At 65.4% G+C, this 22,480-nt stretch carries 22 protein-coding genes; 10 read left to right on the top strand and 12 right to left on the bottom strand.

Annotated elements, in window-relative coordinates; genetic code table 11:
• Window positions 1–207 precede the first annotated feature (207 nt).
• Window positions 208–1,188, bottom strand: a complete 981-nt coding sequence (locus XH83_RS30430; RefSeq protein WP_194404294.1) for a LysR family transcriptional regulator — start codon at window positions 1,186–1,188, stop codon at window positions 208–210.
• A gap of 118 nt (window positions 1,189–1,306) precedes the next feature.
• Between XH83_RS30430 and XH83_RS30425 the strand changes: the two genes are divergently transcribed.
• Together XH83_RS30425 and dctA are read left to right on the top strand one after the other, a co-directional pair.
• Window positions 1,307–2,380, top strand: a complete 1,074-nt coding sequence (locus XH83_RS30425; protein WP_194404293.1) for a 4-oxalomesaconate tautomerase — start codon at window positions 1,307–1,309, stop codon at window positions 2,378–2,380.
• 48 nt (window positions 2,381–2,428) lie between these two features.
• On the top strand, window positions 2,429–3,814 hold the full coding sequence (gene dctA, locus XH83_RS30420; RefSeq protein ID WP_194408450.1) for a C4-dicarboxylate transporter DctA: 1,386 nt from the start codon (window positions 2,429–2,431) through the stop codon (window positions 3,812–3,814).
• 126 nt (window positions 3,815–3,940) lie between these two features.
• Here dctA and XH83_RS30415 read toward each other — a convergent pair whose 3' ends face one another.
• The gene (locus XH83_RS30415) at window positions 3,941–5,827 is read right to left on the bottom strand and encodes an AsmA family protein (RefSeq protein ID WP_194408449.1); all 1,887 of its coding nucleotides are present in this window, start codon (window positions 5,825–5,827) and stop codon (window positions 3,941–3,943) included.
• A gap of 287 nt (window positions 5,828–6,114) precedes the next feature.
• Between XH83_RS30415 and XH83_RS30410 the strand changes: the two genes are divergently transcribed.
• Genes XH83_RS30410 through XH83_RS30400 form a run of 3 tightly spaced genes read left to right on the top strand, consistent with a single transcriptional unit; the run spans window position 6,115 to window position 8,146 of the window.
• Entirely contained in the window at window positions 6,115–6,822 is a 708-nt protein-coding gene (locus tag XH83_RS30410) for a CoA transferase subunit A (protein ID WP_018317833.1), read from the top strand.
• A gap of 15 nt (window positions 6,823–6,837) precedes the next feature.
• Window positions 6,838–7,488, top strand: a complete 651-nt coding sequence (locus tag XH83_RS30405; RefSeq protein WP_027532494.1) for a 3-oxoacid CoA-transferase subunit B — start codon at window positions 6,838–6,840, stop codon at window positions 7,486–7,488.
• 22 nt (window positions 7,489–7,510) lie between these two features.
• On the top strand, window positions 7,511–8,146 hold the full coding sequence (locus XH83_RS30400; RefSeq protein ID WP_194404292.1) for a GNAT family N-acetyltransferase: 636 nt from the start codon (window positions 7,511–7,513) through the stop codon (window positions 8,144–8,146).
• A 34-nt stretch (window positions 8,147–8,180) separates the two neighbouring features.
• On the opposite strand, the gene XH83_RS30395 is transcribed toward XH83_RS30400, so the two are convergent.
• From XH83_RS30395 to XH83_RS30380, 4 genes are all read right to left on the bottom strand, one after another.
• Complete coding sequence (locus XH83_RS30395; protein WP_194404291.1) at window positions 8,181–9,059, bottom strand: SUMF1/EgtB/PvdO family nonheme iron enzyme; 879 nt, start codon at window positions 9,057–9,059, stop codon at window positions 8,181–8,183.
• 51 nt (window positions 9,060–9,110) lie between these two features.
• Window positions 9,111–10,208: a copper-containing nitrite reductase gene (gene nirK / locus XH83_RS30390; protein WP_194404290.1), complete on the bottom strand. Its 1,098-nt coding sequence runs from the start codon at window positions 10,206–10,208 to the stop codon at window positions 9,111–9,113.
• Between the two features lie 123 nt (window positions 10,209–10,331).
• Entirely contained in the window at window positions 10,332–11,207 is an 876-nt protein-coding gene (locus tag XH83_RS40430) for a copper chaperone PCu(A)C (RefSeq protein ID WP_194404289.1), read from the bottom strand.
• A 25-nt stretch (window positions 11,208–11,232) separates the two neighbouring features.
• Window positions 11,233–11,433, bottom strand: a complete 201-nt coding sequence (locus tag XH83_RS30380; protein ID WP_194404288.1) for a hypothetical protein — start codon at window positions 11,431–11,433, stop codon at window positions 11,233–11,235.
• Between the two features lie 211 nt (window positions 11,434–11,644).
• On the opposite strand from XH83_RS30380, the gene hemN reads away from it, so the two are divergent.
• Window positions 11,645–12,997, top strand: a complete 1,353-nt coding sequence (gene hemN / locus XH83_RS30375; protein ID WP_194404287.1) for an oxygen-independent coproporphyrinogen III oxidase — start codon at window positions 11,645–11,647, stop codon at window positions 12,995–12,997.
• Between the two features lie 133 nt (window positions 12,998–13,130).
• The gene (locus tag XH83_RS30370; RefSeq protein WP_028138343.1) at window positions 13,131–13,328 is read left to right on the top strand and encodes a DUF1858 domain-containing protein; all 198 of its coding nucleotides are present in this window, start codon (window positions 13,131–13,133) and stop codon (window positions 13,326–13,328) included.
• Window positions 13,329–13,439: 111 nt separating this feature from the next.
• On the opposite strand, the gene XH83_RS30365 is transcribed toward XH83_RS30370, so the two are convergent.
• Window positions 13,440–14,150: a Crp/Fnr family transcriptional regulator gene (locus XH83_RS30365; protein ID WP_194404286.1), complete on the bottom strand. Its 711-nt coding sequence runs from the start codon at window positions 14,148–14,150 to the stop codon at window positions 13,440–13,442.
• Window positions 14,151–14,278: 128 nt separating this feature from the next.
• Here XH83_RS30365 and XH83_RS30360 point away from each other — a divergent pair, with 128 nt between their 5' ends.
• Entirely contained in the window at window positions 14,279–15,490 is a 1,212-nt protein-coding gene (locus XH83_RS30360) for an NnrS family protein (RefSeq protein ID WP_194404285.1), read from the top strand.
• 2 nt (window positions 15,491–15,492) lie between these two features.
• Here the strand turns inward: XH83_RS30360 and XH83_RS30355 are convergent, their stop codons facing one another.
• On the bottom strand, window positions 15,493–16,530 hold the full coding sequence (locus XH83_RS30355) for an AraC family transcriptional regulator (RefSeq protein WP_194408448.1): 1,038 nt from the start codon (window positions 16,528–16,530) through the stop codon (window positions 15,493–15,495).
• 205 nt (window positions 16,531–16,735) lie between these two features.
• On the opposite strand from XH83_RS30355, the gene XH83_RS30350 reads away from it, so the two are divergent.
• Window positions 16,736–17,356 carry a response regulator transcription factor gene (locus XH83_RS30350; RefSeq protein ID WP_194404284.1) on the top strand — a complete coding sequence of 207 codons (621 nt, stop codon included), beginning with the start codon at window positions 16,736–16,738 and terminating at the stop codon, window positions 17,354–17,356.
• A 168-nt stretch (window positions 17,357–17,524) separates the two neighbouring features.
• Window positions 17,525–19,204, top strand: coding sequence for a mucoidy inhibitor MuiA family protein (locus XH83_RS30345; RefSeq protein WP_194404283.1), 1,680 nt, complete (start codon window positions 17,525–17,527; stop codon window positions 19,202–19,204).
• A gap of 47 nt (window positions 19,205–19,251) precedes the next feature.
• On the opposite strand, the gene XH83_RS30340 is transcribed toward XH83_RS30345, so the two are convergent.
• Genes XH83_RS30340 through XH83_RS39820 form a run of 4 tightly spaced genes read right to left on the bottom strand, consistent with a single transcriptional unit; the run spans window position 19,252 to window position 22,303 of the window.
• Window positions 19,252–20,052, bottom strand: a complete 801-nt coding sequence (locus XH83_RS30340; RefSeq protein WP_194404282.1) for a heme ABC transporter ATP-binding protein — start codon at window positions 20,050–20,052, stop codon at window positions 19,252–19,254.
• Window positions 20,049–21,140, bottom strand: coding sequence for an iron ABC transporter permease (locus tag XH83_RS30335; RefSeq protein WP_194404281.1), 1,092 nt, complete (start codon window positions 21,138–21,140; stop codon window positions 20,049–20,051). The genes XH83_RS30340 and XH83_RS30335 overlap by 4 nt, the downstream gene beginning before the upstream one ends.
• On the bottom strand, window positions 21,137–22,090 hold the full coding sequence (locus XH83_RS30330) for a hemin ABC transporter substrate-binding protein (protein WP_194404280.1): 954 nt from the start codon (window positions 22,088–22,090) through the stop codon (window positions 21,137–21,139). Before XH83_RS30330 ends, XH83_RS30335 begins: the two co-directional genes overlap by 4 nt.
• A gap of 6 nt (window positions 22,091–22,096) precedes the next feature.
• Window positions 22,097–22,303 carry a hemin uptake protein HemP gene (locus tag XH83_RS39820; RefSeq protein WP_246776352.1) on the bottom strand — a complete coding sequence of 69 codons (207 nt, stop codon included), beginning with the start codon at window positions 22,301–22,303 and terminating at the stop codon, window positions 22,097–22,099.
• Window positions 22,304–22,480: the final 177 nt, after the last annotated feature.

The following is a 22,480-nucleotide window of genomic DNA, read 5'->3' as shown; positions in this document are numbered from 1 at the left end:
CCGGTGTTTTTAACCGGTCGAAAAAACACTAGCGCAGGATGGTAGCGCAATCAACGCAGCATGTTATCAGACCTAGGTCGCGGGTGTCGGTCTGTGGTGATGCTTAACACGCGCATCGATCCAATCGCTGCATCAATTCACGGCGATCAATTCGCGTCATCAGAGGAATTCCCGTCCGGAGAACAGCTCGCCCGGCCCGGCGAGCCGTCAGCGTTTCCGCTTTGGACCTGTCGCCATCGTGTTCGAACTCGCCTCAGCCGATAGGGACCGCGGCTTGCCATGCCCGCTAGTTCGCAGCGGAGAGCGCCATGCCTCGAGCAGCATCTTGAGAAACTGGCTGGCATGAGGGGACAGGGTCGCCCCGCGCCTGCGCACGATGCCGATCGTCCGCGACACTTCCGGCTCGATCAGGCGTATGGTGTGAATGATCGGATGGCCGGCCGCGGGCGTCGCGAGCTTCGGGAGCACGGCGATGCCGAGACCCGCCTCGACCAGGCCAAGCGAACCGGAGAGGTGGGCCACTTCATAGGACCAGTTCAGCTGCAGCCCGTGTCGCGCCAGTGCATTGTCGATCAGCGCGCGATTGCCGCTGTTGCGACCGACGGTGATGACCCGGTGCGGCACGATCTCCGGCCAGCTGACCTGCTTGCGCGACGCCAGCGGATGGTCATGACGGCAGGCCAGCACGAAGGGATCCTCGACGAGCTTCTCGAATTCGATCTCGGCATGCGAGGCGCCGATGAAATTGATGCCGAAATCAACTTCCCCGCGCGCGACCGCTTCCAATCCCTCATTAGCGCCGATGTCCAGAATGCGGATGCGAATGCGCGGATACGCTTCCGCAAACCGGCCGATCGCACGCGGCAGGAAATAGAATACCGCTGTCGGCACGGCCGCCACCGAGACCAGGCCTGAGCTTCGCGCGCCGATGTCTTGGATGGCGAGCACCGAGGTCTCGAACTCGTCGATGAGGCGGCGCACCTTCGGCAGGAAGTCACGGCCGGTCATGGTGAGATTGACGTGGCGGGTCGACCGTTCGAGCAGGGGCGCGCCGAGACTTTCCTCGAGCTTCTGAATGCGCCGGCTGAGCGCGGGTTGCGACAGGTTGAGCGCCTTGGCGGTGCGGACGAAGCTTCCCGTCTCCGCCACGGTGATGAACGCCTTGAGGTCGAGCAACTCCGCGTTCATGGCGGCCTCCCCATTATACCGATATCCGAAATAATAACTCAGATATTTGCATTTCACAAAAGAGTTCTGCCGAGGGATGCTCCGGCCTGCGCGAGATTGTCGCCAACGGAACAGCTCCATGAACGATCAGATTGCCATTCCCTGTGTGGTCATGCGCGGAGGTACCTCGCGCGGACCGTTCTTCCTGGCCAGCGATCTTCCGGCCGACCCGGGATCACGCGACGCAGTCCTTTTGTCCGTGATGGGAGGCGGACACGATCTCGGAATCGACGGGATCGGCGGCGGCAATGCCGTCATCAACAAGGTCGCGATCGTCGGACCGGCATCGGTGCCCGGCGCCGACGTCGATTATCTGTTTGCCCAGGTGCGTGTTCGGGAAGGCATCGTCGATACCTCGCCGAATTGCGGAAACATGCTGGCGGCGGTGGGGCCGTTCGCAATCGAAGTCGGTCTGGTCGCCGCCGCCGCGGATCGCACGCATGTGCGCATCCACAACGTCAATACCGGCAAGCTGATCGACGCGACGATTGCCACGCCGGGAGGGCGGGTGACTTACGAGGGCGAGGCGCGGATCGACGGCGTGCCGGGAACGGCCGCGCCCATCGAATTGTCGTTCCCCAACGCGGCCGGCGCACGCACCGGCCGTCTGCTGCCGACGGGACGAGCGGTCGATCGCATCCACGGAATCGACGTGACCTGCCTCGATGCGGCGATGCCGGTCATGCTGGTCCGTGCGGCGGATCTGGGATGCAGCGGCCGCGAGGCGCCTTCCGATTTTGCCGACAGCAGCTTCCGCGCGCGTCTCGAAGACCTGCGGATGGAAGCGGGACGCCGGATGGGGTTTCCCAATCCCGCGAACATGGTGATCCCGAAACCGGTTTTGATTGCGCCGGCGAGCGGGGCGACGTTGAACGTCAGGTACTTCATGCCGCACGACTGCCATAGCGCGCTCGCGGTGACCGGCGCGGTCGCGATCGCCACGGCGTGCGTCACATCAGGAACGATCGCTGCAGAGATGGTCGGACCGCTGGCACCGCCGGTGCCGATCACGCTCGCCCATCCCTCCGGCCAGCTCGTGGTGAAGCTCGAGCCCGGCCCGGTTGCCCGGGTGTTGCGGACAGCCCGGCGGATCTTCGAGGGCCACGTCTTCGCCCGCCGGTCGCAAGTGCCTCATTCCGTGCTGGCGGCCTGACGCCCGCGCGAAGCCATCAAAGAAAACAGAGCCATGGGAGACAAGAGGATGCACAAGGAAGCGCTGGCTGGGCATGCGAGCACCGAGGCTCGGAAACCCTTCTACCGGATTCTCTACGTCCAGGTGCTCATTGGCCTCGTACTGGGTGTCCTCACGGGCCATTTCTGGCCCGAATTCGGCGCCGCGCTGAAGCCGTTCGGAGACGGCTTCGTCAAGCTGGTCAAGATGATGATCGCGCCGATCGTGTTCTGCACCATCGTCAGCGGCATCACCAGCATCAGCGATTCGCGCGAGGTCGGCCGCACGCTCGTGAAATCCATGGCGCTGTTCTATCTGCTGACCGTGCTCGCGCTGTTGGCCGGGCTCGTCGCCGTGTCGCTGATCCAGCCCGGCGCCGGCATGCATGTCTCCGTCAGCACGCTGGATCCGTCGGTGGCCGCGAAGTTCACCAAGCAGGCCAGTGCGACCGGATTTGCGGACTTCATGCTGCACATCATCCCGCATTCGTTCTTTGGAGCGTTCGCCGATGGTGAAGTGCTGCCGGTCCTGCTGATCTCCATCCTGATCGCCTTCGGCCTCAGCCGTGCCGGCGATGGGGGTGTCGTGGTGACAAAGGCAGTCGCCTCGTTCTCTCACGTGCTGTTCGTGTCGTTCGGCTTCATCATGAAGCTCGCGCCGCTCGGCGCCTTCGGTGCCATGGCGTTCACGGTGGGCCGCTACGGCATCCGTTCGATCGGCTCGCTCGGACTATTGATCCTGACCTTCTATATCGCCTGCTCCGTGTTCGTGGTGGTCGTGCTGGGTACGCTGGCGCGGCTGAACGGCTTTAGCCTGTGGAAGACCATCCGCTACTTCAAGGAAGAATTGCTGATCGTGCTCGGCACGTCATCCTCGGAGCCAGCGCTCCCTGGCGCGCTGCGCAAGCTGGAGCAGCTCGGGTGTCGCAAGGGGGTGTCGGGCCTGGTGCTGCCGATGGGCTATTCCTTCAATCTGGATGGCAGCGCCATCTATCTCACCCTGGCGTCTTTGTTCATCGCGCAGGCCTGCGACATCCATCTGTCCTGGGGCCAGATCGCGGCGATGCTCGGATTGATGCTGCTGACCTCCAAGGGAGCGGCTGGCGTCACCGGCAGCGGCTTCGTTGCGCTGGTCGCGACGCTTTCGGTGATGCCGGATCTGCCTGTGACCGGCGTGGCGCTGCTCGTCGGCATCGACCGCTTCATGTCGGAGGCGCGGGCGCTGACCAGCATGATCAGCAATTGCGTCGCGTCCATCACGATTTCGCTGTGGGAGAACGCCTGTGACCGAGAGGTCTTGGACCGCGAACTGGGCCAGGGCAGCACGCCTGCGACCGCGACCGCACCGAGGATCGCTGCCGCCCCGCTGGTGCGGGAGGACAAAAGCTGGATTTCGACGACGCAATCGGCCGCTTGAGGCCGCCAAGCCGAGAGAGCGATGTCATCTTTCCTAAGCGCGATGACGATGAATCGTCATCGCGCTTCAGATGTCGCTTGGACACGATCTTTTCGGAGAGCCGGCGCGCACTGTCCAGATCATGGATCAGTTGGACTTGGCGTTTTCCTTGGCATTCTCGGCCGTCGGCGATCCCTCGGGACGCTTTCCGCCGCCCGTAATGCGCTGCTTCAGCAGATCGAGGAAGGGGGACGCCGCGGGCGATTGCCGGATCAGGCTCTCAGGGTCGGGGAAGATCAGCGGATCGTCCCAGGGGCCCTGCACCATGAAGGGCAATTGAAAGCCGGACGTCGTATTGAGGCTTGCCACGCCCTTCATGTCGTATTCGCGTGTCGGCACCGAGGCGGTGCCGGTCAGCGTGATCTTCGCCGACGGCCCTTCAATGCGGATGTCCTCGGCGGTGGCGATGCCATCGGAGAATTTCACCGCGATGGTGAGATTGTTGTACGGCGTCGACCCGTTGCGGAAATTGCCGCCGCCTGAAAGCGGCCGCCGCTCCAGGCGCTTCAGGAGCTGCTCGGCATTGAAGCCCGAGATCGCGCCGTCGTGCCCGGTGACCGTCGCGCTGCCGTCGAGCGACTGCACGAGGCCAAACGGGCTCGAGCCCGAGGCGAACAGCGACACGTTGATGTTGCCGCGACCGGACAGCTTGTTGAGGCCGAACAATTCGGTGGCGCAGGCCTGGAGATCGACGTCGGTGAACTGGAATTGCGCCTTGATGTCGGCGACGGCGTCGGTGCGCGCGATGCCGAACGAGCCCTTGGCGATCCCGCCATAGACCTGGGCCTCGCCGACCGAGAGTGCCAGCGTCCCGTTGCGCAAATTGGCGCCGATCGCGGTGCGGCCGAGCTTGGTCGGCCCGACCGTCAGCTTGGCTGCCGACAGGCGCATGTCGAGGTCGGTGGTCGACAATCCCTGGAGATCGAACAGCTGCCTGTTCCAGTCGCGCGCCCCGCTCGCGAGCAGGCGGAAGGTGGAGATGTAAGGTGTGAAGTCGAGCGCGTCGGCGGCGAGCGTCGCCTGCAGCGTCTGCCGGCCGTTATTGGCGTAGGTCATGACGCCCTCGGCGGCGTTGCCGTCGAGCTCGACATTGACGTTGGTAAGCGCGATCGAGGGGCCGACGACGTTGGCGCGGGCCTTCAGCGCAAAACGGCCGAAGCCGCCGCTGGCGGGCTGCGGCTGCCCGGCCCAACGCAGCGCGTTGCGCAAGGAGGGGCTGTCGATCGTCAGCGTGCCCTCCATCATCGGGCTGGTGCGGTTGGCGACGCTGCCGTCGAAGGCGAGCTTGAGCGGCGCGCTGGCGATCCGTGCCTTCAACCCCGAGCGCTCGCCGGACAAAGCGGCGACGAAATCGGAAAAGCTGATCGAGCCGTCCACGCGCTCGCCGCGCCAGTCGAACTGTCCCGTCGCGGCGAAGGAGCGCGAGATCGAGGGCCAGGCCAGCGACAGGTCGATGTCGTCGAATTGCTCGGTGGCGTGGGTGGCGGCGTCCTCGTATTCGAGCACGCCGTCCTGGATCCGGATTTCGGAGAACGAGACCTGGTTCTCGGCCCCGGGCTTCATGGTGCGCGCGATGGTCTGGATGAAGGGCGTCCAGTTGCTCTCGCCGTCCGGCTTCAGGCTGACATGGATACGCGGCCGCAGCAGCGTCAGGTCGGCGATCTCGAACCGTTGCAGCAAGAGCGGCAGCAGCCGCAGATTGGCGGTGAGCACGTCGACATGGAGCGCGGAATCGCTGGTGCCGCCGCCCTTGAGGCCGACGTCGTGGAAGGAGATGTAGCTCGCGGGCAGCACCGAGATGTCGATGCTGCCCGCAACATTGAGCTCGAGGCCGGTAACGTCGCGGATCTGCGCTTCGACCGCCTTGCGCAGCGCGTCGCGGTTGATGAGCCAGGAGGTCGCGATCAGGGCGATCAGCGCCACGCCGAGCAGCGCCGCGATCGGCGTCCCGAGGCGCTTCATTCCTTGGGCCATGGTCAATGGCATGTCCTGATCGGGTTGGTCGTTGGAGCCAGAAGGGCGGGTCGGGAAACCTGCGTGCCCACGCCCAAGCCCTATTATGTTAAGTCCCGCAACTTGATGGGTTTTCTTGTCGCTTTCAAGGCCGCGGACGGTTCTGCCCACGGCGTGGGCAGCTTCTATCACCCGGGCGCGGTGCGGAGAACCCCGTATCATTGACGGCTTTGGAGGATTTCGCCTAATAATCGCCGCCAATAGGGCGCGACGCCTCCAAGCCGCAGGTTCAGTCGAAGGTTATTTGCATGAACAAGGTCTATCCCGACGCCAAGTCGGCTCTGTCAGGCATTTTGAAAGACAACATGATGATCATGTCGGGAGGTTTCGGCCTCTGCGGCATCGCCGAGGAGCTGTCGGATGCGATCCGCGAGTCCGGCGTCAAGGGTCTGACGGTAGTCTCCAACAATGCCGGCGTCGACGGCATCGGCCTCAGCCGCCTGTTGGAAACCCGGCAGATCAAGAAGATGATCTCGTCCTATGTCGGCGAGAACAAGCTGTTCGCCCAGCAATTCCTCGCCGGTGAGCTGGAACTCGAATTCAATCCGCAGGGCACGCTCGCCGAGCGCATCCGCGCCGGCGGCGCCGGCATTCCGGCCTTCTACACCAAGACCGGCGTCGGCACGCTGATCGCCGAAGGCAAGGAAGTGAAGGAGTTCGACGGCGAGAAGTATCTGATGGAACGCGGCCTGTTCGCCGACCTCGCCATCGTGCATGCCTGGAAGGGCGACACCGCCGGCAACCTCATCTACCGCAAGACCGCGCGCAACTTTAACCCGATGATGGCGACCGCCGCCAAGATCACGGTGGCCGAGGTCGAGCATCTGGTTCCGGCCGGTGAACTCAACCCCGACCACATCCACACGCCCGGCATCTTCGTGAAGCGCATCGTCGAGGTCGGCACGGCCAAGAAGCGCATCGAATTCCGCAACACCCGCCCGCGCACGGCAGCTTGAGATCAGGAGACGAAGATGGCCTGGACCCGTGAACAGATGGCCGCGCGCGCCGCGAAGGAATTGCGCGACGGCTATTACGTCAATCTCGGCATCGGCATCCCGACGCTGGTCTCGAATTACATTCCGGATGGTGTCGACGTCAGCCTGCAGAGCGAGAACGGCATGCTCGGCATGGGACCGTTCCCCTATGAGGACGAGGTGGATGCCGATCTCATCAATGCCGGCAAGCAGACGGTGAGCGAACTGCCGTCGACCTCGTATTTCTCGAGCGCGGATTCCTTCGGCATGATCCGCGGCGGCCACATGGATCTGTCGATCCTCGGCGCCATGCAGGTGGCCCAGAACGGCGATCTCGCCAACTGGATGATTCCCGGCAAGATGGTCAAGGGCATGGGCGGCGCGATGGACCTCGTCGCGGGCGTCAAGCGCGTCGTCGTGGTGATGGAGCACTCGGCCAAGGACGGCCCGAAGCTCCTGAAGAAATGTAATCTGCCGCTGACCGGCGAGCGTGTGGTCGACATGGTCGTCACGGATCTCGCCGTCTTCACCATCGACAAGCACGGCGACGGCGGCATGGCCCTGATCGAACTCGCCGACGGCGTCACGCTCGACGAGGTCAAGTCCAAGACCGAAGCCGAATTCCGCGTCGCGCTGAAGAACACCTGAGGTCTTCGCAAAGGGGGCGCGCGTGACGGTACGGTCGGCGCGTCCCGAAGACGCCGGATTCATCGCTCGAACCATCCTGTCGTCGCAGCGCGGCTATCGGCCGCGCGGTTGGTTCGACGTCGCGCTCGGCTGGCCCGAAGCGCAATGCCGCGACTTCATCGCGCGCATCGCGGTCGCGCAGGCCGTGTCGATGTGGCACGTCTCGCAATTCCTGATCGTCGAGGTCGATGGCAAGCCGGCCGCGGCGCTGTGCGCGCTGCCCGCAGCCGGTACCGGACCTGCAGCCTGGAGCGCGATCGCGGAAGTCGGGAACGCAACCGGGCTCTCTGAGACGGAGCTGGATGCGATCCGCCGACGCGGTGCCTATACACGGGCTTGCTGGGTCCAGGGCGGCGAGGGCGACTGGATGATCGAGCATGTCGCGACCGACCCCGCCTATCATGGCCGTGGTCTGGTTCAGGCGTTGATTGCGCATGCGCTCGACAAGGGCCGCGCGGCCGGATTTGGGCGGGCCACGATCTCGTTCCTGATCGGCAATGAGCCGGCCGAACGCGCCTACGCGAAGGCGGGCTTTGCCTTCGCGGAGGAAAGGCACGATCCCGCTTTCGAGACGATCATCGGCGCGCCCGGCTTTCGCATGTTCGCGCGGACGATTTGAGAGGCCGTGGTGCGGAAGGTAGCCCGCAAATAGACTACGACCTCGCCGACCACACCTTGCTCCAGCGCGCCGACACGCTCGCGACCCACGAAGTCTCTTCGCGCACCAGGCGGAAGCCGAGATTGGCTGGCGGCACGCCTTGGGCGCAGCCGCCGGCGCGGGCGTCGCGGATGAAATCGGTGACATAGGCGCGGTGCGCGCCCTCGGCGACGCGCACGCCGCAATTCACGGTGGGGCGACCGGCATTGCCTGCTTCGTCGACGCGCGAGCGCACGAAGCAGGTCGAGGTCCACTCCCAGACGTTGCCGGCGAGATCTTCAACGCCGTGCTCGTTCGGGCCGAACTTGCCGAACGGATAGGCCGTGGTGTCGGAGAGGTCGCGTTCGGATTCGCGCTCATAGCGGCTGATCCAGAGCTTCGAAGGATCGTTCGCATCGACTGCTACGCCATCGTCCTTGAATCTGGAGCCGGCGGCAAAGGCCCATTCGGCATCGCTGGGCAGGCGGTAATGGCGGCCGGTCTTGCGCGACAGCCAGCCCGCATAGGCCTCGGCGTCATGCCAGTTCACCTGCACCGCGGCGCGATCGGGGGCAACCGCCACGTCGCGATCGAGCGCGCGGCAGGCGCCGTCCTGCACGCAAAGCTGATAATTGGATGAAGAGACCTGGTTTCGCATGATGTGCAGCGGTCGGTCGACGCGCATCGCGCGCAGCGGTGCTTCCGCCTGCTGTCCGGCGCGCGTGAAGTCGCCGGCCTCGCGATAGGACAGGCTGCCCGGCGCGACGCTGACGATCGCAGGCTCCCCGGCCGTGCCGCGGACCGCCATGGTCGAAACCAGCGGCGCCATCGCGATCGGCCCCGCGAGTCCGGCGACGCAGGCGAGGGCCATTTTGAGCTTGAATGCGATCAGCATGGTCATTCCCTGAAGAAGAAGGGGCCGGTGATGACCGGCCCCTTGTCGCGTTTAGTTGGTCTTGGGAGCCGGTATTTCGGCAGGTGCCTTCACTTGGGTCATCAGATCGTCGTTCCACTTGCCTTCGACCTTGAAGTGCGCGGTGGCACCGAGGTCTGCGGCTTCGATCAGATTGTGCGTGACATAGGCGTAGATGCCGGGCTGCTGGAACTTGTACAGCGCAGCTCCTGCCGAGCCGCCGCGGATGAACCAGGTCTCGAGCCCGACCTCAGGTGCATTGCCGAACTTGCCGGTCTCCCAGACATAGTCGCCATGACCGCCGATCAGATGCGGACGGCTGTCGCGATTGGCCTGCGAATGCACGATCAGCACGTTCTCGCCGACATTGGCGGTCAGGGCGTTCTTGCCGGTGAGCGCGCCGGCCTTGCCGTTGAACACGACGTGGGTCGGGATCAGCTTCTTCATCACCTCTTCAGTGTCGGTGAAGGCTTCACCCGGCGAGTCGTAGGACTTGAAGTTGCCCTTCTCGTCGCGTGGCACGTACATGTCCTGCTCGCCGATGTAGTAGACCTTGTCGTACTTCAGCGCGTGGCCCTTGCCGTCGTTCAGGCCCTCGCGCGGCAGCACCATCACGGCGCCGTTCATGCCGGAGACGACGTGCCAGGGGATCATCGGGCCGCCCGGGGCGCAGTGATAGACGAACACGCCGGTCTTGGTCGCCTTCCAGCGCAGCACGACCTGCTCGCCGGGATTGATCAGGGTGAGCGCGCTGCCGCCGAGCGCGCCGGTCGCGGAATGGAAGTCGATGTTGTGCGGCATGGTGTTGGTCGCGGGATTGACCAGCGTCGTCTCGACGTAGTCGCCCTCATGCACGACCATCAGCGGGCCCGGCATCGAGCCGTTGAAGGTCATCGCCTGGAAAGTGGTGCCCTTCTCGTCGATGACGACCTTCTTCTCCTCGATCGTGAGCTTGAACTCGATGATCTTGGGGCCTTGCTTGGTCGCCTGCTCATGCGCATGCACGAAGGGCGGAGCGACCAGCTCGACCTTCTGGCGCGGCAGCTTGAGATCGTCGGCAGCCAAGGCGGGGGTCGCCAGCATCAGAGCGGTCGCTGCGGCGCCGATCAATGCGACTCTGCGGGTGAACATCTTAAGCATCCTTCATCTGGAAAGGTTTTGATGACGGGATGCACTGTGCGCCAACCGTGGCAAGAGTGTTTGCGCTGCGACAAGGTTTTGCCGGATTCGGTTCCGCAACAGTACGTAGGTGTCCTAACGGAGCAGGATTGGTGACACCACGTTAACCGCATCCAATGGCGTGATGCGGATGTCGAGGCCAAGCGACCAGCGGCCGGACAGTGGTGCCGACATCCTGACGCGCCACTGATCATGACTGATGCGCTCGGCATTTGCGGTGATCGGCGCCACGCCATGCTCGGAATTGCCGAGCGTGACCGCAACCGCATCCGCACTCAGGGGCAGTTCGTTGGCATCTTCGAGCTGGATTGCGATCTCCACCGGGCCGGCGCGTCCGGGAGAGACCGTGACGTTGGCCATGGCCTTTTCAGCATGGAGATGCGTGAAGAAGCTTTCGTCTGCGTCGGATGTCGCCGCGGGTGGGGCCGCCGTCGCCAGCTCCGCGCGATGCGCAGGCTCCGTCGCAGCGGTGCTCTCCGTGCTTGCGGGCGCCTGTGCGCCCATGGCCTGCACATCCAGCGTCACGTTCACGTCTCCGGCGCGCTCGAACGACAGCTTCACCGGCATCTGGTCGCCGGCATGCAGCGGCACATCGAGGCCGACGAACATCAGGTGTCCGCCGCCCGGCGCCAGCGTGATGACTTGTCCGGGTGCGATGACAAGCCCCTTGTCGAGCGGGCGCATGGTCATGATGCCGTCGTTGACGGTCATCTCGTGGATCTCGGTTCGAAGCGCGTGGATGGCCGATGCAGACTGCAGCCGCTCCGGCGCGTTTCCCCTGTTCTCGATCGTCAGATAGCCGCCAGCGACCTTGGCTCCGCCGGGCGTTGCCCGGCTCCACGCCTTGGTGATGACGAGATCGCCGCTGGTCGTGTCGGCGGCGCGGGCAGGCGACCCGACAAGGCATGTCAGGATGACGGCGCAGGCGACCGCGCGCTTGGATGAGATCATGATCGGGGCCCCGGACAGGACGTGACTAGAAGAGATGTGTGGCAAGCCAGACCGCCGCCCAGATCGCCAGCGACAGCACGGCGAGGACAGCGATGACGGCGGCCAGAGCGCGCGCGGTGCCGGCCGGAGCCGGTGCGACCGGGGCCGGCCGGAAGTCGTCGAAACGCGGGATATGGCCGCGGACGTCGAGCAGTGAGAAAATCAGTTCGAGGACGAGAAGCCTCATGGGCAAATGCTCCGGATGTCGTGCCAATTGCAATGATCATGGCCCGGAACCGGCCGCTGCGCTTTGCGCGAGCGCAACCTCCGGCGCGCGCCTCCTCCCGGGCCGACTTTGCGCGAGCGCAAGGTCGCCCCCTCGGATCCGGGTTAATGGAGTGCATTCCGTGATTTGCCGTGACGTCTGCACACGGCCGAAATTTACGAATGGGTAAGATATGAGAGCTGACCTCGCGGCGAGCTACGGCGAAGAACGATTGCCACGCTATACGAGCTACCCGACCGCACCGCATTTCTCAAAAGCGATCGGTCCGGACACCTACGGCCGGTGGCTGGCCGAGCTGCGGGCGAGCGCCAGCGCCTCGCTCTATCTCCACGTCCCGTTCTGCCGTGAGATGTGCTGGTATTGCGGTTGTCACACCCAGATCGTCCGCCGCGACGAGCTCATCGCCGGCTATCAGCGGACCCTGCGCAACGAGATCGTGCAGGTCGCCGAAACCATCGGCCGCCGCATCAAGGTGGAGCACATCCATTTCGGCGGGGGCACGCCGACGATCATGATGCCGGAGGCTTTCGCCGAGTTGATGGCGACGATGCGCCAGAAGTTCTTCGTGCTGCCTTCGGCCGAGGTCGCGGTCGAGATCGATCCCCGCACATTGACCGCCGACATGGTCGAGGCGATGCGGCTCTCCGGCGTCAACCGCGCGAGCCTTGGCGTGCAGAGCTTCGATCCCGTGGTGCAACGGGCGATCAATCGGGTGCAAAGCTTCGAGCAGACGGCGTCCGTAGTCGAGCAGCTTCGGCACGCCGGCATCGTCGGAATCAATTTCGACCTGATCTACGGCTTGCCGCACCAGACCGTCGCATCGTGCCTGGATACGGTTCGGCGCAGCCTCACCCTCGCGCCCGACCGCTTCTCCGTGTTCGGCTACGCCCATGTGCCCGAGTTCAAGAAGCACCAGCGCATGATCAACGAGGGCGTGCTGCCTGACGGTCTCGCGCGCCACGACCAGGCCTGCGCGATCGCCAATGCGCTGAAGGAGGCCGGCTACGTGCAGATCGGGCTCGATCATTTCGCGCGGCCCGACGATTCCATGGCGGTGGCCTTCGAGGAGCGGACGTTGCGGCGCAACTTTCAGGGCTACACCACCGACAAGGGTGAAGTCCTGCTCGGTTTCGGCGCGAGCGCGATCGGCCATTTGCCGCAAGGTTACGTTCAGAACGAGGTGCAGATCGGCGCCTATGCGCAGAGCATCGCCGCCGGCCGTCCCGCCACCGCGAAGGGCTACGGGCTCACCGACGACGACCGGCTGCGCGCCGACATCATCGAACGCATCATGTGCGAGTTCAGCGCCGATCTCGGCGATATCTGCGCGCGCCATGGCGCCGAGGCCGGGGCGATGCTGAACTCGGCGGCGCGTTTGAAGCCGCTGATCTCCGACGGCGTCGTAAGGCTGGAGGGCAATCGCCTCGCAGTCGCAAAAGACTCGCGCTTCCTGGTCCGCAGCGTCGCCGCCGCGTTCGACGCGCATCTCAATCCTGCAAAGCAACTGCACAGCCGGGCTGTGTAACCCTCTCTCCGCCATTCCGGATTCGCGACTTGGTCGCACCTGGAATGACGATGGATAGAAGCAGCGCCAGCTTGCGCTTCCACAAAGAAACTCCGCGCCCTTCCGCTATCGTCGTATCGGAACGGAGTTGTCCATGTCTTTTGGATCCGACGATCTGGTCGATGACATCATGCGCACGGCACCGCACACGATCCGCGTGTTTCTGGCCTTCAAACTGGCTTGTGTCGGTTGCCCGATCGCAACCTTCCACACGGTGGATGATGCCTGCCGCGAGCACGGCATCGACCGCGAAAAATTCCTCGCCGCGCTGGTTGATTGCGTGCCGGCGTGAAACGGTGTGGAATTCGCGCGGGCGCGCGCGGATTCTCGGGTGAGGGGCGGCTTTCGCCGTAAGCGGAAGCCCCCCACCCCTATCTTGGACGGAGGCGCCTTGGTGCGCCCGTCACACCGCCCCGCTGTCTGCGTTCCGTTCCGCCAACACGACGATCCCGTGCGGGTCGCGCAGGATGATGCGCTGGCGGCCGCTCTCGACGAGGCCTTGGCTCTCCCAGCCACTCAGGATGCGGCTGACGGTGTGCAGCGTGGTGCCGGTCATCTGCGCGATGTCCTGGCGGCTGATCGGGAAATCGATCTCGATGCCGTGGTCGAGCTTCTTGCCGGATTGCTTGGCGAGGCGCAGCAGCGCATGCGCGACGCGCTGCTCGACCTGCTGCGTCGACATTTCCAGGATGCGGGTGTGGCTCTCCTGGAGGCGCGTGCCGACGGTCTGGAGCGTGTTGGCGGCCAGCGAAGGAAATCGCTCGACCAGCCGCGGCCAGGCCGAGGTCGGCCAGATCAGCACGACGCTGTCGTCGACCGCGATTGCGGTCGCCGGATATCGCGCGGCCCCGATCGCCATGGCGAGCCCGAAGGTCTCGCCGGGCGCGACGTAGCGCACCACGATCTGCTCGCCGGTCGGCGTGGTCTTGGCCGCGCGGACGTGGCCGTGCAGCAGCAAGAAAAAGGACTGTGCGTCCGCGCCCTGCTCGAAGATGGCGCTGTTCTTGGGATATCGCGCCGAACGGGCCTCGCGCAGGATCTCGTCCAGAGCTTCCGGCGTGACCCCGGCAAACAGCGGCAAATGCGCAACCAGCGATGTGTCGACCTTGGCCATTCTGCCTCCTTGGCACTGGGAGTGTGATGGCACCTGCAATCGTCCGACAGTTTGCGATAGCGCAAAACGGGACGGCGGGCTGGCAGTATTTTTCCAGACACAAACTGAGATTTATTGGAGTTGACCTCATGGCTGGCGCCCGATCCCGAAAATATGTGGGCTGGCCGCTGTTTGCGAACAGTTTTCGGCCGTTTTTCCTGCTCGCCGCGATCCAGGCGGGGCTGTCGATCCTGGCCTGGCTGCCGATGTTCTATGGCGAATTGTCGGTGAGTTCCGCCTTCGCGCCGCGCGACTGGCACGTCCACGAGATGCTCTATGGCTTCCTGCCGGCTGTCATCACCGGGTTCCTGTTCACGGCCATTCCGAACTGGACCGGCCGGCTGCCGATCCAAGGCACCTCGCTTGGGGCTCTGGTGATGGTCTGGCTTGCCGGGCGTGCGGTGGTCACGTTGTCGGCCGATACCGGCTGGGCGTTCGCGCTCGTCGTCGATGCGGCCTTCCTGGCGCTGGTCGTCGCCGCCGCGGCGCGCGAGATCGTCGCAGGCGGCAATTGGCGCAACCTTCCGGTGGTGGGGCTGGTGTCCGTTCTGCTCGCCGGCAACGTCGCTTTCCATCTCGAGGCGCATTACCAGGGCGCGGCCGATATCAGCATCCGCGTCGGCATCGGTGTGGTCATGCTGCTGATCGCGCTGATCGGTGGACGCATCATTCCGAGCTTCACCCGCAACTGGCTGGTCAAGTTCAATCCCGGCCGCCTGCCGGTGCCGTTCGGACGCTTTGACGGCGCAGTGATCGGATGCAGCGCGCTCGCGCTCATCGCCTGGGTCGTCGCGCCGCTGAATGCCGTCACCGGTGTCCTGATGGCGCTGGTCGGCGGGCTGCATCTGGTGCGGCTTGCGCGCTGGGCCGGCGACCGAACCTTCCACGAGCGGCTGCTGGTGATCCTCCATATTGGTTATGTCTTCGTGCCGCTCGGCTTCATCCTGCACGCCATTGCAGTGTTCGGAGCGCTGCCGCCAAGCGCCGGCATTCACGCCTGGATGACGGGTGCCGCGGGAACCATGACGCTCGCGGTGATGACGCGCGCGAGCCTCGGCCATACCGGTCAGGCGCTAACCGCTTCGCCGGCGATCCAGGTCATCTATGCCGCGGTCGTCATCGCGGCTCTGGCCAGGGTCGCGGCGGTGGTATTTCCCGCGCAGAGCGATGTGCTGCTGCACATCGCTGCCTGCGGTTGGCTCGTCGCATTCCCAGGATTTGCCGTCGCGTTCGGCCCGCTGCTCGCCGGCAGCCGGCGGCGTGCTCTCGCGATCATGGGCGTGCCTGCGCCGGCGCGTTGAGCTCAAGCTGCGGTCGCCGACGGCGTATCGGCCGGCGCAGCCGGAGGCCGCACGCCCTTGCGCCAGTCGGTGATGGTGCAGCCGAAGCGGCCGCGAAACCAGCGCGCCATGGCGCTCTGCGCGGAGAAGCCAAGCTGCACCGCGATGTCACCCAGCGGCCGGTCGGGATCGTCAATCAACTGGATGACGAGATCGGCGCGTTGCGCATCCAGGATGGCCGAGAAGCTGGTGCCTGACGCTGCGAGATGGCGGTGGATGGTACGGCGGGTGCAGGCAAGATGCTCCGCGACGCGTTCGACGGTACAGTCGCCGGTCGCGAGCAGGGTCCGCACGACCTCGTCGACCTTTCCTTCCCAGCTTGCCGGCCGGGTCTCGATGGCCTCGATCCGCTTGCGCAGATAAGCCGCAATCAGGGGATGCGCGCTCGGGATCCGACGCTCCATGTCATGCGCCGACAGCAGGATCGCATCGTCCTCGGCGTTGAAAGTCACGCGGCAGCCGAAGAAGTCGCGATAGCGCTTGCGGTCCTTCGGCGGCGGATAATGCAGATGCACCTCCTGCGGTCGCCAATCGTGGCCGTACAGCGACTGGATGATGCGGTGGATGCTGCCCAACGCCATGTCGATCGACTGGCGCGGCGCCATCGGCCGACGGCCGCGCAGATGCAGCGTGACGGCCACGGTCTGCTTGCCGCGCGTGACGTCCAGCCGCATGCCCTCATGGTGGATATGGATGAAGCGCGAGAACGCTTCGATGGCTTCGCCGACGGTCGCCTGCTCGCGCACGATCAGGCCGACCGCGCCGAAATTGGTCAGGCCGCCGCGCTCGGCGAGACGTAAGCCGAAATCTTCGGCACCGGACGCCTTTGCCGACAATTCGAGCAGGCGGCGCAGGCCGGCGACGGCAATTGGGGTATCGGGTTTGTCGAGACAGGCCAGCGGCAGCCTGGCCTTGCGCATCATCTGTTTGGGATCGAGCCCCACCGACCGGGCAATTTCCGGGTAGTAGCTCAAGCCTGCGCTGCGAACGAGGTCGGTCATGCGAACCGTTCCTGCCAGCCATTCCCGCAGATGTCCCGAAATGTAAAGTTTCTGTCTCGATCCGTCAAATCCGGGAACCGGGCGCCGCATACATAAGGGAAACCGAAGCACTGGCGTGAATGCCGTGCTCATGACGGCGCGGCGCGGCGATGGGGCCCGCCTTCCGTTTCGGACCATTTGACCAAGACATTGCTGGATCGGGATTATGCCGGGAAACATGCTTTCCAAGGGTGAGGTATTCGTCATCGACACCGACGCTGCCTCCCGCGAACAACTTTCGACCGCGCTCCAACAGAGCGCCTATGACGTGATCTGCTTCGCAGACGGTGCGTCTCTGTTGTCCGAGGCGAAGGCGCGGATGCCGGCCTGTGTGCTGATGGAGCTGCCGCCGGATCGCTCCGGCCTCGACATGCTCAGGCGGCTGCGCGAGGAAAACTGCATGGCGCCGGTGCTGGTGACCTCGGCGAATGGCAGCATCGCCATGGCTGTCGACGCCATCAAGAGCGGCGCGACCGACTTCATCGAAAAGCCGTTCCGCACCCATGATCTCGTCGATCGGATCGATGCCGCCATCGACGAATTCGCCCAGCCCGGCACGAGCCGACAGGGCTGGCTGCCCGGTTGCGAGCCACTGACCGCGCGCGAAGTCGACGTGCTCGGGCACCTTGCCGCCGGCCTGACCAACAAGGAGATCGCCCGCCGCATGCATCTGAGCGCGCGGACGGTCGAAGGCTACCGCGCCGGCATTTTGAAGAAGGCCGGCGCGAAGAACGTGACCGATCTGCTCCGGCGCATCTTCGGCCAGGGCTCGCCGACCCAGGTGTGAGGATTGCCGCGGGACTGCAAGACGTTCCGCGGCCTTGGTACCGCCGCAGCGGCGCCCCGAGGAAACCCCAATCGAACCAGTTCCTTCCCTGCCGCGTCCAACCATGTTGGCGAGGCATCTTTCGCGCGTCCGGCTGGCGACGCGTCGATATCGGCAGGGAGGAATTTCATGCGCATCACCGCAAAACGTCTGGCAACGACGAGCCTGGTCCTGGTGACCACGGCGCTAGCGGTGCCGTCATGGGCCGCCGAATTGGACACCAATTCGGCGATCGACGCCGTCACCGTCTATCCCGATGGCGCGACCGTGACCCGGATCATTTCGCTGGACCTTGCTTCCGGTGACAGCACGCTGGTCGCCAGGGATTTTCCGCTCTCGCTCGATCCGTCCTCCCTCCGCGTCGAAGGCGAAGCAGGCGCCAAGCTCACCATCGGCACGATCGATGCGCGGCCACCGCGGACCACGCCGCCCGTCAACCTGCCCGAGCTCGACAAGCGCATCGAAGCGCTGAAGGATCAGCGGGCCGACCTGCAAGGTGCAATCGACTCGGCCAACGCAAGGCGCAAATTCGCGCAGCACTTTGCCGAAGCCTCGCCCACAGGTCTCGGGGACAAGGGCGAGGCCCGGCCGATCACCGAATGGCGCACGGCCTTTGCTGCGGTCGGCGAGGAGATCGCGACCGCCGACACGGCGATCCGCGACGCCACGCGCAAGCAGCGCGAGATCGACCGCCAGATCGCACAGCTCGAGGCCGAGCGCTCGGCCAAGCCGCCGAGCAAGCTGGAAGTGCGGATCGACGTCGCCTCGGCCGCAGCGACCAAGGCGACGCTGCGGGTGACCTATGCCGTGCGCAACGCGCGCTGGGTGCCGCTCTACGACGCCCGGCTCGACACCGGCGCCAAGGACCGCAAGCCGCAGCTCGAACTCGTGCGTCGCGCCGAGATCACGCAGTCAACCGGCGAGGATTGGTCGAACGTCGCGCTCGGCGTCTCCACGGTGCGCATCGGCCGCGGCGGCAGCGCCCCGGAGCTGAGCTCGCTGGTGGCGCAATATCCGCAGGTGCCGAGGCCGCTGGCGCTCGGCACGGCATCGGACCTGGCGCGGCCTGCACCCATGACCCGCCAGGCACAATCGCCGGCGATGGCCAAGATCGCGGAGGCGGCCGAGCCGCGCGAACGCGCGGACGAGCAGCAGGCGGTCGCCGAGATCGGCGGCTTCCAGGCGACGTTCAAGATTCCCGGCCGCGTCAGCCTCGGCGCCCAGGAGGGAGCCAAGAGCATGCGTATCGCAGCCATGAGCGTGCCCGCCGACCTTGCGGTGCGAGCTGCGCCAGTGCTGGACCCGACCGCCTTCCTCGAAGCCAGCTTCAAGCAGAGCGACGACACGACGCTGCTGCCGGGCAAGGTCGCGATCTACCGCGACGGCGCCTTCGTCGGCCGCGGCAAGATCTCGGCTTCCGCCAAGGACGACATCGTGCGGCTCGGCTTCGGCGCCGACGACAAGGTGAAGATCGAGCGTGCCGTGCTCAAGCGCAACGAGGGCTCGGCAGGCCTGCTGGTCACGACGTCCAAGACCGACGAGCGTTCGTTCAAGACCACGATCCGCAACGGTCATGATTTCCCGATCAAGGTTGCGATCGAGGATCAGTTGCCGGTCAGCGAGAGCGAGGACATCGTCGTCGAAATGCTGCCCGCGACCACGCCGCCCACGGCAAAGGATATCCACGACAAGCGCGGCGTGCTGGAATGGTCGTTCGATGCCAAGCCGGGCGAGGTGCGCGACATCAATTTCGCGTGGCGGATCCGCTGGCCGAAGGACAAGAGCATGGTGATCGTCCCGGCGGGGTAGGCGGCGCCCTTCACCTCGCCTTGCTTGCGGGGCGAGGGAGCGCACCTTCACCGCGAAGGCTCCGCCGCCCGCATCGATTGCGGCAGCACGTACGGCACGCCGTCGGCCTGATGCACCACGGCCTCGATCTCGAAAATATCGCGGATGATCTCGCTCGTGACAATGTCCGCGCGCGGGCCATCGGCGGCGAGCTTGCCACCCGCCAGCACGACGAGCCGGTCGGCGAAGCGGATCGCAAGATTGAGGTCGTGCAGGATCGCGATCACAGCCGTGCCGCCGCCAGCGCGGCGGCGGGCCGCTTCGACCATGTCGATCTGGTGGCGCAGATCGAGGCTCGAGGTCGGCTCGTCCAGCAGCAGAAGTCCCGGGCCATGCTCGGCCTCGCCGCAGGCAAGCTGCACCAGCACGCGGGCGAAATGGGCGCGCTGCTGCTCGCCGCCCGATAGCGTCGGCAATTGCCGGTCCCGGAAATGCGCAAGGCCGACCTCGTCGAGGGCCGCATCGACGAGCCGGCCTGCGTCACGTGCGCTGCGCTCGCCCGCGCCCATCAGCGCGATCTCCTGGACAGTGAAAGGGAAGGTGACGCTGATGTGCTGGGACAGCATCGCGCGGCGCGCGGCGAGCTCGCGCGGCGTGAAGCTGCTGATGTCGCGCTGCTTCAGGCGCACCTCGCCCGCGTTCGGCCGGAGATCACCGGAGAGCAGCCGCAGCAGCGTCGACTTGCCGGCGCCGTTCGGGCCGATGATCGCGACCATCTCGCCGGCGTTGACCTCAAGGCCGACGCCGTCGAGCAGCGTCGCGCGGCCGGCGCGCTTGCTGAGGGATCGCGCCTCGATCACGGCACTCATAGCGAGGCGAGCCCGCGCTGGCGCAGCAGGATGAAGAGGAAGAGCGGCGCGCCGACGGCTGCGGTCAGGATGCCGATCGGCATCTCCGCCGGCGCCACGATCGTACGTGCCAGCGTATCGGCGCCGACCATCAGGATCGCGCCTGATAGCACCGAGGCCGGCAACAGCAGGCGATGCGCGGGGCCAATGACGAGGCGGAGCAGATGCGGCACGACGATGCCGACGAAACCGATGATGCCGCTGATCGACACCGCGACGCCGGTCATGGCGGAGACCATCACGATCGAGATCCGCTTCAGGCGCTCGACATCGACGCCGCCGTGAAAGGCGTCGGCCTCGCCGAGCACAAGGAGATCGAGGCCGCGTGCGATGAAGGCGCAGGCGCCGAGCCCGATGACGAGGACCGGCGCGAGCACGACCGCTTTGGTCCAGGTCACGCCGCTCATCGAGCCCAGCATCCAGAACGTGATGTCGCGAAGCTGGCGGTCATCGGCGATGAAGACCAGAAGCCCGATGCCGGCATTGGCGATGGCGGTGATGGCGACGCCGGCGAGCAGGAAGATCGCGATCGATGTGCGCCCCGAGCGGCTCGAGATCCCGTAGAGGAGGGCGGTCGTGGCCAACGATCCCGCGAATGCCGCGAGCGGCAGCAGCTCGGTCTGCAGGAAGCGCAGCGACTCGCCGAAGCGCGAATCGGTGAAGACGATCGCGCTTGCGGCTGCGAGCGCGCCGCCGCTGGAGACGCCGACCAGCGCGGGATCGGCGAGGGGATTGCGAAACAGTCCTTGCATGATCGCGCCGGCCGCCGCGAGCAGGCCGCCAATCATCGCGGCCGCCGCGATCCGGGGCACGCGGATCGACCACAGCACGAGCTGGTCGCGGGCTGTCATGGCCGTGCTTTCGGCTGATAGCCCGAGTGCGGCAGGCAGGCGGGAGAGAGGGATGCCGGCGGCGCCGACGGTCAGCGCGACGATCGCGGTGACCGCGAGCACCGCGACCAGGAGCGGGATCGCGAGCGATGCTGACCGTCGCCTGGCGCTGGCGCTGCGTTCCGGGCTGCGCGTTCCAGTTCCGATCGCCACGCTCATTGCCGGCAATTCGCCGCCGACAAGGCCGACGTGAACCCATCGCTCCCTTCAGCCAATGCCGGATAAAGCCTTGCGGAGAGGTCGCGCGCCGCCGCGGCCGTGCGCGGCCCGAAGCCGAGCAAATAGAGCCCGTCCATGGTGATGAAGCTCTTGGTCGTCGCGACCGGCGTCAGTGCAAAGCCGGGGTGAGCATAGATCGCCTCGGCAGGAAGCGAGTCCTTGCCGCGTTCGATCGACAGCGCGACGTCGGGTCTTGCCGCTGCGATCGCCTCGTCGCCGATGATCTTGTAGCCGTCGAAATCATCGATGGCATTGGCGGCGCCGGCGAGCTGAATGATCTCCTCGGCCGCTGTCTTGCGACCGGCCACCAGCGCTCGCCCGTTCTGCAGTGACATCACGAACATCACACGCACCGGCTTGGTCACCCTGGCACGCAGGACGCGGAGCTGCGCAAGATCGGCGCTGACGGCGGCGCTCAGGCACGCGGCGCGCGCGTCGACGCCCATGGCGTGACCGACCAGTTTTATCTTCTCGATCAGACCGGCTTCGGTGAAGGTGTCGGGCACCAGCACCAACGGCACTTTCGCCGCTTCCAGGATGTCCATGGTCTCGCGCGGGCCCGAGCCCTGGATCGCCAGGATCAGGGTGGGATTGAGGCCCAGCACGCCTTCGGCCGAGATCTGGCGCATGTAGCCGACATTGGGTTTGTCGTGCAGCGCCGCCGCCGGATAAAGACTCGTGGTGTCGACGCCGACCAGCCGGCTCTCGAGCCCGAGCGCATAGAGGATCTCGGTGATGGCGCCGCCGATCGAGACCGTGCGCGCGAAGTCGGCGACGGTGACCTCGCGATTACGCGCGTCATGCACGGTGATACCGGCGGCGTGCGCGGCCGGCGCCAGCACGATCGTGATGGAGAGCAGGAGACTGGCGAAGGTGCGACAAAATGCCATTGCGGGTTACTTCGTTAGGATCAGTTTGTTCTGCGAGGTCAGGCGAAGCCGGTAGCTGTCTTCGCCATGCGCAATGATGATCTCGCGGGCGGCCGCGAACAGCTCGCGGCTGTCGATCCGGCTTCCACGCATGGTCAGAGTTCTCGTTGTCGCAGAAGAGCTTCCTGCCGATCCCGCCGCGTTGCCGTCGTTGTCTGCGGACGTTGCTGACATGTGAAATGTGATGCGCCTTCGAAATCCTTGGAGTGCTGCTTGTTTGTATAAGCGGCACGGGACGCATTCCAACGGCTGCAATTTACAATCGATATAAACTGCAACCTGATGTCATTGACCGTCAGAGTGTTGCCACGTAACCAATTTTGGCAGCGGGGGAACATGCCCGCGACTTGA

It is taken from the genome of Bradyrhizobium sp. CCBAU 53351 (genome assembly GCF_015291745.1).
Classification (GTDB): domain Bacteria; phylum Pseudomonadota; class Alphaproteobacteria; order Rhizobiales; family Xanthobacteraceae; genus Bradyrhizobium.
The sequence above is the reverse complement of the archived record's forward strand: the minus strand, read 5'-3'. Positions and strand labels throughout refer to the sequence as shown.